Genomic DNA, 15,293 nt, shown 5'->3' with positions numbered 1-15,293 from the left:
TGACTTGTTTTGGTAAAAAAGCATTTCCAGGTGAACTGCCCGCTACGCCTGTCCGCCTATCACTTAACAAACCTTTAACCAAATTAAATAAGTACGTCCAAAAACCATTTTTGGTTTTATCTCGTTAGTAAATAGGGAAGAGAATTTTATCGCTTATAGCCAGCTTGACAACCCTGTTAACTTTTGGAATGCGCTATATGCTGTACTATGGGGGATCGGGCGGCATTATTAAGCCAGAACTTTAAACATTTAGTGAAATTGCCATATCTGAGTTAGTAAACACCTATGCGGTTGATGCGCATTTTAGTTATGCCATCAAATCCCTGAAAATGAAATATATAGATTGTGCTTAGGAGTAAAGATTAACAAGGGTACTGCGTTTTTTAAAGATATCATGGGTAAACTTACCGAGGAAGAAATAGAAATTTATTTCACATTAAAGCTGTCGAATGCTTTACCCGACCGGGAATTGAACAGCTTAAACGAAATGATGGAAGACGACCCGGCCTTAAAGGCCAGGTGGGAGGAGTTTTGTTTGCGCTATGCTCATGAAGACGTCGACAGCCATTTTGCCAGGCTCCATGATGATCGCTTATGGGAACCATTAGCCCCCATCGAAAGACCGGCACCAGTAATAGAAGGAAAAAGGCATCGGCCGTTATCCATATTGGCATCCCCCAAAGGCGGCATAGTAGCCTTATTAGCTGCTGCCGCGTTATTGGCGATCATTCTTTTAGCATACAAAGGGAATTATTTCGCCCCGGCTAAACCCAAACTAGCTGTTAATGGTCAGGCGCAGCCAGGCAAGGAAAACACCCGGCTGATACTCCCGGATGGCAGGAGTATCAACCTGGACGACGAAAGGACACATTTCAGCCAGTACGGCATTCAGTTCGATCGCAGCGCAGGAGGGCTCCTGGTGAAAGCACCCGCAGCGATGAATGGAACCGGCCAGCTGATAGTACCACCCGGCAAGATTTTTAACCTTAGGCTAAGCGATGGGTCGGACCTGCAAATAAATGCCAATACCATCATATCCCTGCCCCTAACATTTTCTGGAGGTAAAAGAGAAATCTGGGTTAACGGAGAAGCCTATATTGACGTAACCAAAGATCCCGGTCGTATGTTTATAGTACATACCAGGAACGGTGATATACAGGTGTTGGGAACCGCATTCAATGTCAATACGTACGATAGTAATCATACAAGGATAGCATTGGTAAGCGGCGCCGTGAATATCCAGACGGCAAAGCAAAAGATGCTCTTGAAAGCCGGTACCACCGCTACAACAATCAGCAACAATGGGATTGAGGTACACAACACAAATTCAGACACAGAGCTGTCCTGGAAAGAAGGTCGCTATTTCTTCCAGAATGCAGGCATCACTGAAATCAAAGCAATACTGGAAAGATGGTACGGCGTGTCCATAGTGGTGAATAACAGCGCCTCCCTGGTAGACCTCCGGTTTACCGGCGGTGTGAACAAAGATGAAGACATCAAAATATTCCTGGATAACCTGAGCGCCGTTACTCAAGTTACCTACCAGGTCCGTCCCGGACAGGTTATTTTAAATTAAAACGACATCCACCCAATCGTTTCATATTCCCCGTTTTTCTAACGACTTATCCCGCTTTGTAAAGCCACATCTCTGCTATGCAGGTATAATTTTATGCCTTCATCAAAGCTGTTATTATGCTAAAGAAATATCTTTTCTTTCTGCTCTTACTTGGCGCTGCTGCGCGAAGTAATGCCCAGGTAGACACCAGCAAAGTATACCGCGTAGCGGTGTTGCTATACCCTGGCGTGGAATTACTCGATTTCGCCGGCGCTACTGACGTATTTGTAAAGGCGGCCGGGGTTACCGGTGGTAAGTACCAGGTATATACCCTGGCAATGACAACGGGAATGGTATCGACGGAACGTAACACCATCACGATACAGCCTGAGTACACCGGGCGGGGGGCCTCTCCGCCGCCAGACATCCTGGTGATTCCCGGCGCGCCACTGGAAACCATCGACACCCTCATGAGTAATACCGCTTTTATGGGATGGCTGAAGCAGTTAACGGACAGGGCCGGTATAACCATGTCGGTATGTACCGGCGCTTATTTCCTGGCACAGGCCGGGCTGCTCAAAGATAAGCCGGCTACCACGCACTGGTACGCTTCAACGGACTTCGGGACGCGGTATCCCGGTGTCCGGCTGGTACGGGATGTGCGGTACGTGGATGCCGGTCGCCTGGTCACCGCATCGGGCGTATCGTCTGGTATCGATGGCGCATTGTATATAGTGGAGAGGTATAGTGGACCGGCCATAGCGGCGCTGGTGGCAAAGATTATCCAGTATACGCCACACCACCAGGAGCCCTGGCCATTGAAATAATTTTTAGCGAACTGCTGACATAGGGTTGTCACCTGGGGGATCTAATATTGTATCCTGTTTCGGTTTTTTAGCAAATATACGGGCCTGCTAAAAAACGCTATTTAAAGTTCCTGTAGATATGTAGCTGTATATGGGCATACAGCGGCATATTTGCAGGGCTTTTTAGCAAATTGGACCTTGTAACAGGCAACAATATCGATTAGCTGGCTGTTACACAAGAAAGAACCCGATAAAAAGGCAGTTATGAAAAAGTTATTATGCTGTTTATTGCTGTTGCCCGCTTTAGGATTTGCCCAAATCAATAAGTTATTGAGCGGGTATGTGTATGTAATGGCGCATGATGGTAGTATTGGAGGAGGATTAACCGGTAACGTCGAACTGTTTAATGCCATAGGTATCGGGCCAGGAGTAGAAGTTACCTCCTTTGAAGGCCGCACTCTCATGCCGGTATTTGCGGATCTGAAAGTAAAGCACCGGTTTAAATACATCGAGCCCTATATCAACGGACAGTTTGGATATAATGTATACAGTGTAGACCGTACCGAAAATGTACCTCTGTCAACCGGCGGAGGGCAACAACCCATTACCTATAACCAATCGGGCAAATTCTTTTATGGCGCCGGCGCCGGCGTGGCCTGGCACTTCAATACCATGGGCGTTTTTGTTTCCTATGTGTACCGGGGATATAAATACAGGTCTCCTAAAAGCGTTGCAGAAGACGGGCAGTCGGTTAATTTCGGCACCCGGTCTGTCAATGCCAATGTATTTACACTGGGTGTGGTATTTTAATAGCCGCTAAGCTTTTTTCCGCTTAGGCATTACGAGGCTGTCGGCCGGGTACTTTGCCTGTATCGCTGCACGGATGCCATCACACCAGTCGTTCAATTGTTTTTTCTCGTCAGCACTCAACTTTGCGTTGGTATGTACCAGTGTATAGGAAGATAAGGGCATATCGCCTTCATTCACTTCTTCGGCTACTTCTCCGATTTTTTTATATTGACGGGCAATGCGATAACCCAGGAATTCGCTAAAGTTCAACTCACGTTTCCCTTCTTTAATATGATTGTCTAACCACCATGCTACCGGCTGTATCTTTGAGTACCAGGGATAAACGGTATTGTTGCTATGACAATCATTACAGGCGCGTTGTAATATAGCCTGTACCTCCGGGGAAGCCGGGTAGGCTTTCATAATGTCATGATCGCTCACAGTGGCGGATACATTGGGCGCCGGACGAAAGAACTGGATGATGAGCAATATGCCCAGTAATACCCACAGAAGTTTTTTGATGATTTTCATGACAATTATTTATAACCTGAAGGTAAAATAATCTCTGGCATTTTAGAAATTCTGTCTCCGAAGTTTGAAAAATATGTTAACAATAAATTGATATGCAGTTTTTCCACAGCTGATTACTTTTGGCTGGAAATTGATCTTATGGATATCGAAATGGGGAGACTTCCGGGTGAATTTTTGCTGATAGAAAGTTTGAAGAACGGAGATGAAAAAGCTTTCCGGGATATTTATAACTTTTATTGGGAGAAGCAGTACGACCTGGCTTACTATAAGCTGGGCATCAAAGAGCTGGCGGAAGAAATTACCCAGGAAGTATTTGTTGCGCTATGGATGAACAAGGCAAGCCTGGACCCTGAAAAGCCGGTAGGGGCCTGGCTGTATGGGGTGATGAAAAACCAGCTGCTGAATGCCTGGCGTAAGCAGTCGTCGCATCACAAATACCTGCAACAGGCGCCATTAACCGTAGTCACCAACAATACCCTCGATCAGTTATCCTTCAATGAGCTCAATGCGATGGTGAATCAATACATTCACCTGCTACCCGAAAAATGCCGCGAAGTATTTACGTTAAGCCGCATCCGTGGCCTGAACACCCAGCAGATAGCAGATACGCTGAATATTTCTCCGAAAACAGTCAATAACCACCTCGTAAAAGCCCTGAAAATAATGAAGGTGGGCCTGAAAGATTATATCACCATCCTGTTGATCCTCTCTCTCCGCAAATAATAGTTGTTCATATTAATTTAACATGGCTGCGCGTAGGTGTTTGTGTGCACTTGCGGTAAATGTAATTGGTGCCGGGAAATATCCGATCACCAGGCTGTCAATTTATTTACATGCAGGAAGATCATACAATACAACCACTGATAGACAGGTATCTTGCCGGCCAGGCTTCGCCGGAGGAAGCAAAACAGGTAAACGACTGGTTCGACCAATGGTATACACCTCCACAGGGAGGCGCCAATGATGAGCGTCCGTCGGGAGATGATATTTTTGCCAGCGTGCAGGCGCGGGTGCAGGCTTATGAGGCAGAAAACGCCGGCAAGGTAGTAGCCATGAAACCCGGCCGCATCAGGTGGCGTTTAGCCGCTTCCGTTATATCCGCTGCCGTGATGGTAGCAGGTGGATGGTGGTATAGATCTAAAATGCCTGCGCGCACGCCTGCGGTTAAATACCTCGATCTATATACCCGGGCGGGGCAACTATCAAAAATTACGCTTACCGACAGCTCCATTATCTGGTTAAACGCAAGCAGCCATTTACGCTACCCGGAGCAATTCAGCACCAATAGAACAGTATACCTGGAAGGGGAGGCATACTTTGATGTACACCAGGATCCGCAACATCCTTTTTTGATTGAAAGTAATGGCTACCGCACGCGGGTACTCGGCACCACTTTCAACATCCGTTCCTATACCGCACCCAATACTTATAAAGTGACCGTGTCTTCCGGCAAGGTGGCCGTATACCAGGGCGTCGATAGCTCACATGCAGTATTGCTCACCGCCAACCAGGAATTGCGCGTCAACATCGACAAGGGCACGCAGCAGGTTAGAAATGTGCCTGCACAGTCCATTATGCGATGGAAGGAAGGAGGACTCTGTTTTGAGAAAGACCATCTAACTGAAGTGGTGATATCGCTGCAGCATCGCTATGGTAAGACGTTCCGGATAACGGCTGCCCCTTTGCAGAATATGGAGATCAGCGGCACCTTCGATCCGCATCAGTCCCTGGAGGATATCCTGAAGATATTAAGTAAGGTATATGGCCTGCATTTCAAAGCAACACGAAACGGTACTATTAATATTTCCTGACCTACTAAAACTGACATGATGAGAGAAAGATTTACTTAATGCACGTCATAAAAAAAACCGGATCACGCACGCGTACCCGGTTTAAGGTGTGATAGATATGAAACCTGGCCTGAGAAACCGATCCATATCATCGCTGTCATTAACTAACCCGAAGGATTAACTAATTAACAAGGTAAAAGTATGAATTTTTTCCTGGGGAAACCCTGTGCTTATTTAAAATGGGTTATGCGTATCTCCTTTTACGTAATAGTGCTTGTTGTTACGGCTACGAACCTGATGGCCAGCGTAACTACCAAAGGTCAGTCTGTGGAGCGGATACGTATGTCTGTCGATATCCACGACCTGCCTCTGCGGACTGCGCTGGAAGAAATATCTGCCCGGTCTGGCGTACGGATTTATTTCAACGATGAAAAGGTAGACAAAATAAAACATGCCAGCTTTAGGGCCAATAATGCACCACTGCTGGATATCCTGGCAGGATTGCTGATGCCGGCCAATATGGTGGCGCAGGTGTATGCCGACAACCGTATTACGGTAATGCCGCTTCTTCCGCCGGTAAAAGGTACCGTTACCGACAAAAACAATGGTACCCCGCTGCCGGGCGTAGGCATACGCATCAAAGGACAAAGCGCCGGCGCCATCACAGATGCCAACGGACATTTCAGCATTACCATTCCCGACGAGGGCGCCGTATTGGTAGTGACCTATATAGGTTACCAACCACAGGAAATCAAGGTAGCGGGTGGCGCCACCACTTTGCAGATTGCCCTCAAACCTTCCCGTACACAACTAAACGAAGTGCAGGTGCAGGCCCGTCGTAAAGCCAATACAGAAGCGGCGGTACTGGCGGAAAGAAAGGCATCGGCCATCGTGCAGGATGCCATTTCCGCTGCCAATATCGAAAAAACAGCCAGCATCACCACTACACAGGCCCTGCAACGGGTATCCGGTGTTACCATCACCGATGATAAGTACGTGGCGGTACGTGGACTGGGCGACCGCAGCGTAATCGGACAGCTCAATGGCGTACGCCTGGCCTCCTCAGACCCCGATCGCAGCGCCATCCCGCTGGACCTGGTACCGGCAGCCCTGCTGGAAAATATTACCATCTATAAAACCTATACGCCTGATAAACCTGCCGACGCCGCAGCTGGTATCATAGAGCTGAAAACGAAATCGGTCCCCGATTCGGCTACACTCAATATTACCGCGCAATCCGGATTCAATTCCAACATCGGCATGGGTGGGCAGGTCAACAGTTTCTATAACAGCGATCCGGGCTTCTTCGGGCAAAAGGTAAAACAGGCGGGCTTATCATCCGACTTTACCGCGCTCGGAAAGCAATATCCAGGCGGCTTTGCACAGGTGCAATCCATGATCGCCAATAGTGGCAACGACCCGGCTATTAAACAAGAGGTGAACCGGATCAATGGTATCATGCACGGCTTCGACCCCGTACTGACCACGCATTATGCCAATGCAAAGTTGAACCAGATTTATGGTATCACCTATGGCAACAGCTTCCAGGTATTCAAGCGGCATAAGCTGGGCGTGATAGCCGGTGTGAACTACTACCAGCGGTCTACCGATATACATGGCGGCGACCTTACGCAATGGAGCATTTACCAGGGGGTGTTAACCGGTAACAACCAGGTAAACAGCACCCGCATTATTCCTAACTATATCACGCCCAATAACATTAACCTGGGAAAATATATTTCGTATAAAGAAAACACCGGAACATCTACCCTTAACTACGGGTTCCTGGGCGGATTGACTTACCGCTTTAACCCACGTAATGAAATCAGTGTACAGTACATGGGGAGCCGCGGCGCGGAAGTACAGGCCACTAACCTTTATGGAGCCTATGAGTACACCGGTTTATCCGGCGCCGTTTCCAATACCGTGTATTCACTCAAACGCAGTTACCGCACGCTGAATACGTTCAACTTACAGGGCGAGCATAAACTGGCCACGGGAGAATATGCGCCGAAGTTGAGCTACAACATGGCCAGTTCTACTTCCGGCCAGGAAGATCCGGATTATCGCTTCGTGAACCTGGCGGTGTATCATCCTCTTGGCGGTGGCTCTATTCCGGTAAATGGCAGCCTGCCTGGTAGCACCGGCAGCACCGGTACGCCGGTGTACTACTCCCTGGTATCCGGTTATGTAAATGGATATGGCCCGTATGGTATTATTCAGGCCGACCCTAACGGCCGCCGGTATCGTCAGCTAAAAGAAACTAACTATAACTATAAAGCCGACCTGGCCTGGCCTTTCCGCCTGTTTAGACAAAAACAGGAATTCAAAGGCGGCGTCAACTACCTGCATCGCGATCGCACGTTCAACGAAAACGTATTGTCCCTGCCTGGTTCCAATTTTTCCTCTACCGGCAACCAGGCGTTGTATAACGTGCACGGAAACCTCGACAGGCTCGTAGGATACGACCAGATTGGCGTGAAGGTGCCCACCGGCGCCGTCGGCGAGGGACAACCAGCCGTAGGAGGATTTTTATATAACGCACAGAAATCGCCCAACAACTACAAAGGTTCTTTTGAAACCCGGGCATTTTATGGTATGCTCGACCTGCACTTGTTGCAAAATCTCCGGGTGACTGGCGGGGTGCGTTTCGAAATGACCGACATCCGGGCAGCGGTAGATACCGCCGGCGTTTTCCTCGATCCTTCACTGACTACACCTAACAAAGACGGGCAAACGGTGAAGCTGGTATTTACACAGCCTAACTCAATGTATAAAACAGATTATAAGCCCTATTACTCACTGAACCTTACCTATACCCTGCAGGAGAACATGAACTTCCGATTGGGCTACAGCACTACGCTGGCACGGCCGGAGCTGCGGGAAATTACCAACGTGTTTGAATTTGATCCCTTCCAGTTTGCACTGGTGGTAGGTAACCCGAAGCTGGTAAACCAGCAAACCACCAACTATGATTTCCGTTGGGAATGGTTCCCGAATTCTGGAGAAGTGATCGCGGCATCTGCTTTCTACAAACAAATTGATCACCAGCTAACCAAAGTATATTCACAGAATTCAGCCGGCCTCGATGCACGCTTTCCTGAATTTCCGGCCATTCGTTTTGAGAATGATCCCAACAGGGGACAAGTGTATGGCGTGGAACTGGAGGTCGTGAAAAACCTGGGCCGCTGGTGGTATCCGCTGAAAAACTTTTATCTCGGCTCCAACCTGTTGCTCGCACAAAGTGAGATTAAAAAATCACCTGAACGGTTAAACGATTCGCGCATTGTAGACCGCAAGGCGCCTTCCAACAGCCCTTTGTTTGAACAGGCGCCCTATTCCATCAATGCTTACCTGAACTATAATAACCCGCGTACCCGCACCGACCTCACCGTTACTTTCAATGAAGTAGGAGAGCGGCTCATACAAATTAACCTGACCGGGGAGCCGGATCTGTATAGCAGGCCAGCGCCGGTGCTGGACTTTGTTTTCAGCCAGTATCTCACCCGGCGGTTACAGCTGAAAGGATACGCTAAAAATATCCTGAACCCGGCCTGGCGGGAAGTATATGCCAACCCCGGCACAGGAGGTAAGTACTATGGAAATACATATATCCGCCGCAGTTATTACCGGGGCACGGAGTTTATGCTGGGCCTGAACTATAATATTTTCTAAAGGGATTGACTGTAAAATGAAAATGATGCAAGCTGTAAAATATTTTCTGGCTATACTACTGCTTTCAGGGCTATGGGCCTGTAAGAAAAGTAAATCGGACTACCTGTTCCAGGAACAGCCGCAGTTGCCGCCATTGACGGCATCTACCGTGCGGCTGATGAACATGGGCAGGACTGCTACTGAATTGATCATCAATGATACGCCGCTTACCAGTTTCATGCAGCCTAACATAGAAGGCTACTACCTGGAATCAAGGCCTACAATATATTTCCAAAACGGTCGCCTGGGCGCGTCCTATGCCATTCCGCAGCGTTTTATTAATGCCGGCGGTAATGCGCATATCCGTATCGGAAGCATGATTTTTGGCGATAAGCAACTGCAGTATCCAAAGGATTTCGATATCCATGAAGACGTGAATAATCCAACTGACTTTTACAATGTGTTGTATGGCGCGCATGGCGATGCCGGCGCATTGGGAGATGATTCCCTCTTTGCCATTCCACGCTCTATTTCACCGCCAGCGGCGCCGGATCGCTTTAAGATACGTTTGCTGAACCTGAGCTCTGCGCCTGACGTAGCATCGCTGGAAGGTAACATGACGTTGATACTGGCAGATGGCACCAGGGTGAGTGCCGCTACCACCAGTATAGCGCCTGGTAAATACTCCGACTACATAGAGCTGCCCTACGGCACCTACCAGTTTAAAGTGATGACGGATGACGGGAAGTTATTGCCCGCTGTAAAGATGAATAGTGATGAGCTGTTGAGCATAGTCAATAAAACTACCGCTACGATGACCACGGGAGAAAATCCAATGATAGATACCCGGCTAACGTATGCGCCTACACGTGCCTACCAGCCCGGAGGAGTGTATACCATCATGGTATGTGCTAATGCTGGATTCAGCTTTAAAGACCCCGGCAGCAGTTATGCCGCTTCGGTAACGTTCAACAGCTTCCGGATTATTGCAGACAACAAAGAAGCGATGAATATTACCTATGGCCACCTGCAGGCAGCCAATGCTTTGCCGGGACAGCCGGTGACCGTGAATGTTGACGGCCTGCCGTTAGCGGAAGGAGGACTGGCTTATAGTAAGTCTTCTGCCTATAAAATCCTCATTACAGGCACGCATTCAGTAACATTGAATGACGCCAGTGGAAAAAAGTTGGCGGAGCAACCGCTAACCATCAGTGGCAGCGACAACTACACTGCCTGGGTATATCCCGACAGTAAGGGACAACCGTCGTTGAAGATCGTAGCCAATAACCTGAGCGGCAGTTTTTATCTCCCCGGAAGCAGTAAAGGAGATGATGGCAGCAATGACCAGTACAGCGTGTCGATGCCCTTTAAAGTACGTTTCCTGAACTTGTCGACAGACGTGCCGGAGGTGACATTCACAGGTGCTAACGGCGCATTGCTTTCCGGCTATCTTACCTTCAGTGGCACCGCCAGCCAGCACCTTAGCAGGGGGCAGGTGTTGACTGATCAGCCTTATATACTTTTTTCGCCGTTGACGGGCATTAATAAAATCGGCGTATATGCATCGACACCTGGTGTATTACCCGGCGATTGGATTACGGACATACCACAGCTGAATGGCACTGATTTCATAGCCCGTCCTGAATTGTATAAGAATGGTTTGCCGGCGTATGAAACCGGCGTGTATACGGTGGCGTTAACCGGTACCCTGTATCCAAAGAATCCCGGGGAAGTGCGGGCGCAAATGATCATCATCAAGCACAATCAATAACGATTATTATGAAACGTATATATAGCAATAGCAGGAATATTATCTGGAGATATATAGCCGTAGTGAGCATATTGGTGATGGGATGCCGCAAGACGGATTTCCCCGAGGTAAGCTCCCCCGCTTATCTGCGGGTATTTAACTGTCTTACCTACAATGTGTCTGTCGGCAATAAGGATGCGCCGCAACCTTTTATAACCATGCTGATAGACCCGCAACTGGATGCCGCCGGTGTGCCAATCGGCGCCGACGTTACTTTCGATTTCATGGCTACCCGCGGGCCTTTGGCCAGACCTTACCCGGATGCCGGCAATACTACATTATGGCAAAAGGAGTTTCCCGGAACCGCCAAAATACCGGTAGGTCCCATTGTAAACGGATACGATCTCTCCGGCTACGGCATGGTGAAAAGTGGTAAGCACCGCTTCCTGTTCATGACACGGCCGCGCAGCAGCGACCCGTTTTATACCCTACCCGTCAGCGCCAGGAAAAAGGTATTGATAGATACAACAGTGAACCTGGAACAGGGAGAAATTTATACCATGAACATCCTGGAAAAATCTGTGTACACGCGTGAAACAGGGGTATATCTCCGAAAGGAACAGTTTACGAAAATACCTTTATCGGATTCATTGGTATATACCAATTTCTATAACCTCAGTGCGGAAGGATTTGCGAAAACCTACGTGTTCGATCTCTCTAATAACGACAATACCTGTATAGGGGATACCATGAATGTGTTTTATTCCCTGTACAAGGAAGGTAATACGCCTGTGAACGGATATAAGAATGTATATGCAACGAAGATCACCAGGTCGCAGGAGCCGGTGGCGCAGCCATTTACCAATTTCCCGCTGTTCCCGGATGCGGGCGCCAGCCATATTTATGCCGGCCTCGCCGGGCAGCTGTTCAATATCCTGAAGCCAGGTTTGCCGCCCGAGCAGGATTACCTGAACTCCAACAGTAAAGGTAGTTATACCTCTTTTTCATTGGGGCCTGTAGCGCCGCCAGCGGTGTTTGTGCTGGGAGGGGATGTCCGTACTGGGATGGTAATTTCTGTGTATTCGGGTATATACAATCCCCGCTCATTTGCTACGATTAATACGGTAGAATACGTGAACGGCAATATGTATATCACGACGCTGCAACGCCGCTATGATCCGCCCATCTATAAATAAATGTATTATGAAAAGATATTTTCCTTTCTATATTTTCCTGTTGACATTGCTGGTAGCGGCATGTAAAAAATTAGACATTACTTCCGACGATCATACTGCTGATGTACGTATGGTGGGTGATTTCATACATAATAACTATGACCTGAGCATCCTGTCGGCTGCCCTGCAAAAAACAGGATTCCTGGATAGCTTAAATACAGACGGTCCTTTTACCGTATGGGCGCCCGATAACCAAGCGTTTAAAGCTCTGGGGATCAACAAGCCGGAGGATTTCAATGGCATGAATGCCGACAGTCTGCGCACCAGTTTAAAGAACCTGGTGATCAAAGACCGTTTATACATAGCCGCTATTCCCACGCAGCTCGACAATCGCTACGCCACCCTGGGCAATATGAACAGCTATGTATCGGTAGGGGTGATCGGTAACAACGCCGACGCCTATCCGGCCGCTTTCAATGGTGGTATGGTATATGATGCGCCTAAGCGAAACCTGGCCATGAAAAACGGGGTAGTACATATTATCCAGGCCGTACCAAAGTATGTGCCACAGCGGATTACCGACTTCCTGTCGGCCGATACCAGCCTGTCTGTTTTTGTAACGCTTTTGAAAAAAACAAACCAGTGGGAAACCCTGAAAACCGACGGACCTTTTACCATTTATGCTCCATCGAACAGCGTTTTCCTGGGGTATGATCTCACGACCGACAGCATCAACAAACTGGATGTGAGCCGCTATAATCCGCTCGCTTTTAATATTTATACGCTAGGCCTGCAACCGCACCATATTCTAATGAAAGATTATGATGTGATAGGCGCATACTCTGAAAAGCTGGATATGGGAAGTGGTTATTTCATGAATCCTCGTGGCAGCTTTGCTATTTGGGCTCCTGGCGGCAGGTGGGGAGCACACAGCCCGGGTAATATCACCGTTGATGGAGGCGCAAAGGGACAGGATATTATGGTGAGCAACGGGGTCATTAACCGCATGAATAATATCCTGCTATATCCTGATTCACTTTTAATCAAGTAAAAAGAGGACTGATGAATAAAAATCATTTCATATATACGTTTACGTTAGTGCTGTTATTCCTGGCTGCCTGCCAGTTGAAAGATGCACAGGTAACGCCCATAGGTAAGCCTATTGACTACACCGGTCCTTCCATGAAGATCAGGCAGCTGCTGGATAGTTCCAATCTTACCATTTACAAAGCGATCTGGAAGAAAGTGAATATGGATTCCGTAATCGCCGATGACAACCTACAGGCATATACGCTGTTGGCGCCTTCCGACGACGCATTTGCGAAGGCAGATATTACCATCGATAAAGTAAATACCATGGCGGTAGCAGACCTGGACACCCTGTTGTTCTACCATGTGCTGGACAGCTGGTTATCGGGCGACCAGCTGCAGCGGTTGAGCGGCAGCAACAATATGCATACGTTGCTCACGCGCGTCGATTTTCCGGGCTTCTATTCCAACAATCCCTATATCTATTATCAATACCTGGGACTACATAACGGGAAGCTGATGGTAAACGGGAAACCACATCCACTGAAAGCCCTGGAGGCCACTAATGGAACCATCTATGTACTGGATGAAGTGTTGACCAAACCGGAGCAGGACCTGTATGGTTACCTGACCACCCATCCGGAGTTCAGCTTCCTGATGGAAGCGTTTCGTATCAGTGATAGTATTTACCAGCAGAATTGGGCGAATCCGATGATGATGAGGTTATTGCAGATCACCTCCGATAATAAACCGGTTACACTGTTTGCACCAACTAACAGGGCCTTTCAACAGAGTGGATTTAAAACGGTCGATGATCTTAGACAGAGGGCCCTGTTATATCCGTTAGATGGTGCGCATTACGACGAAAATGCCTTTTATGTGAGCCCTACCACTTCGCTCGATTCGCTATTGTCGGCCAACCATCTGGACTTTAATAGCGCCATGCGGGCAGACTACCCGATGATGCTGTTTTCCAATGACCTTACCGACAACCCATTGCTGTCGGGTTTTCAAATAAGGCCAGGCGCCACTTACCACGAGCCGCCACAGTTTATCCGGCTCACCTTTGCCGGCAGCAACGGCAGTATCCTGGTGAACCAGGTAAAATCGCCGCTGCCTGCGCGTAAGCTGATAACTACCGACCTCTTGTTGCTCAACGGCGTTATTCATGTAGTGGATGATGGATTGTTCATGCCATAAGGCGCATACCTAAAAGCATTTAGTAAAATGAAACAACATATTTTAATTTTTGCATCGGCGCTTTTATTGTTTTCTTGTAAGAAAGACGACAATAAACCGGCAGATAGCCAGGATAATAATAAGCTCCTGTACGTAATTGAGGATAATAAGTTCAACTTCTCCTTTTTTAATACGGCACTCACTGCCACCAATTTCAATACCCTGTTGCTGGATAAAGGGCCTTATACCGTGTTGATCCCGGATAATAACGCCTTCCAGAAAAGTGGTTATAACACGGAACAGGATGTAGCCAAAGAAAGCGGCGCTGTATTGGTGAACATGGTACAGTACCATATCCTGAAAGGACTGTGGCAACTGAATAAGCTGCCTTTCAGGTTTAACCAGCCAGTGAGCACCTCTTCCGGCGCGCAGTTGTTTGTTACCCATTGGGTACATAACCAGGACACCGTGATTACCATCAACGGCACCCCGGTAACGGCGCAAAACCTCCCTGCCAGCAATGGCCTGGTGCAGGTGATCAGCGCCGTACTGAATCCACTAAACCAGGATAAACTGAGTGCTGCTGTTGCCGCAGAACCTTCGCTAACCTATTTCAATGCGGCTTTACAAAGGGCGGGGATGAAAGACCTGTTGAAGGGAGATGGCCCGCTGACGGTATTTGCTCCCAACAACAATGCATTTATAGCCGCCGGTTTTCCTACTACCGACAGCATCATACAAACCAGTCCCGATGTTCTGCGCAACTTGCTGCAGTTTCATATGTTAGGCAGCCGTCGTTTTGTATACGATTACGTACTCACAACAGATGATTCCAATCAAAGTTTACAGAACATGCTGAACAACAGCACGACTACGGTGAATATACAAAACAACGGCAGCGATTATACCATTACCGTTCAGGGAGCAGGCAACCGCCAGCCGGCACAATTGCTGAAATCCAATGTACTCACCAATAATGGCGTGTTACATATCATCGACCAGGTATTGATGGAAAATTTCTGATGCTTTCAATTA

At 48.1% G+C, this 15,293-nt stretch carries 12 protein-coding genes; 11 read left to right on the top strand and 1 reads right to left on the bottom strand.

The window, feature by feature from the left end:
* The first annotated feature begins 394 nt into the window (after positions 1-394).
* The 3 genes from HGH90_RS02765 (at position 395) to HGH90_RS02755 (ending at position 3,171) form a co-directional block, all read left to right on the top strand.
* Complete coding sequence (locus tag HGH90_RS02765) at positions 395-1,576, top strand: FecR family protein (protein WP_168763478.1); 1,182 nt, start codon at positions 395-397, stop codon at positions 1,574-1,576.
* Positions 1,577-1,692: 116 nt separating this feature from the next.
* Positions 1,693-2,382 carry a GlxA family transcriptional regulator gene (locus tag HGH90_RS02760; RefSeq protein WP_169190337.1) on the top strand — a complete coding sequence of 230 codons (690 nt, stop codon included), beginning with the start codon at positions 1,693-1,695 and terminating at the stop codon, positions 2,380-2,382.
* A 243-nt stretch (positions 2,383-2,625) separates the two neighbouring features.
* Positions 2,626-3,171: a hypothetical protein gene (locus HGH90_RS02755; protein ID WP_168763476.1), complete on the top strand. Its 546-nt coding sequence runs from the start codon at positions 2,626-2,628 to the stop codon at positions 3,169-3,171.
* Between the two features lie 6 nt (positions 3,172-3,177).
* Here HGH90_RS02755 and HGH90_RS02750 read toward each other — a convergent pair whose 3' ends face one another.
* On the bottom strand, positions 3,178-3,681 hold the full coding sequence (locus HGH90_RS02750; RefSeq protein WP_211172574.1) for a heme-binding domain-containing protein: 504 nt from the start codon (positions 3,679-3,681) through the stop codon (positions 3,178-3,180).
* Positions 3,682-3,819: 138 nt separating this feature from the next.
* Here HGH90_RS02750 and HGH90_RS02745 point away from each other — a divergent pair, with 138 nt between their 5' ends.
* From HGH90_RS02745 to HGH90_RS02710, 8 genes are all read left to right on the top strand, one after another.
* The gene (locus HGH90_RS02745) at positions 3,820-4,404 is read left to right on the top strand and encodes an RNA polymerase sigma factor (RefSeq protein ID WP_168763475.1); all 585 of its coding nucleotides are present in this window, start codon (positions 3,820-3,822) and stop codon (positions 4,402-4,404) included.
* 110 nt (positions 4,405-4,514) lie between these two features.
* On the top strand, positions 4,515-5,492 hold the full coding sequence (locus HGH90_RS02740) for a FecR family protein (RefSeq protein ID WP_169190336.1): 978 nt from the start codon (positions 4,515-4,517) through the stop codon (positions 5,490-5,492).
* A gap of 225 nt (positions 5,493-5,717) precedes the next feature.
* Complete coding sequence (locus HGH90_RS02735; protein ID WP_169190335.1) at positions 5,718-9,146, top strand: TonB-dependent receptor; 3,429 nt, start codon at positions 5,718-5,720, stop codon at positions 9,144-9,146.
* Positions 9,147-9,168: 22 nt separating this feature from the next.
* Entirely contained in the window at positions 9,169-10,896 is a 1,728-nt protein-coding gene (locus HGH90_RS02730; protein ID WP_169190334.1) for a DUF4397 domain-containing protein, read from the top strand.
* Between the two features lie 8 nt (positions 10,897-10,904).
* Positions 10,905-12,071: a hypothetical protein gene (locus tag HGH90_RS02725; RefSeq protein WP_168763471.1), complete on the top strand. Its 1,167-nt coding sequence runs from the start codon at positions 10,905-10,907 to the stop codon at positions 12,069-12,071.
* Positions 12,072-12,078: 7 nt separating this feature from the next.
* Positions 12,079-13,101 carry a fasciclin domain-containing protein gene (locus HGH90_RS02720; protein WP_169190333.1) on the top strand — a complete coding sequence of 341 codons (1,023 nt, stop codon included), beginning with the start codon at positions 12,079-12,081 and terminating at the stop codon, positions 13,099-13,101.
* An 11-nt stretch (positions 13,102-13,112) separates the two neighbouring features.
* A complete protein-coding gene (locus HGH90_RS02715) occupies positions 13,113-14,279 on the top strand; it encodes a fasciclin domain-containing protein (protein ID WP_168763469.1) in 1,167 nt (388 codons plus the stop codon).
* A gap of 27 nt (positions 14,280-14,306) precedes the next feature.
* Positions 14,307-15,281: a fasciclin domain-containing protein gene (locus HGH90_RS02710; protein WP_168763468.1), complete on the top strand. Its 975-nt coding sequence runs from the start codon at positions 14,307-14,309 to the stop codon at positions 15,279-15,281.
* Positions 15,282-15,293 lie beyond the last annotated feature (12 nt).

This window comes from Chitinophaga sp. Ak27 (assembly GCF_012726295.1).
Classification (GTDB): Bacteria; Bacteroidota; Bacteroidia; order Chitinophagales; family Chitinophagaceae; genus Chitinophaga.
This window is presented reverse-complemented; position numbering and strand designations above follow the sequence as displayed.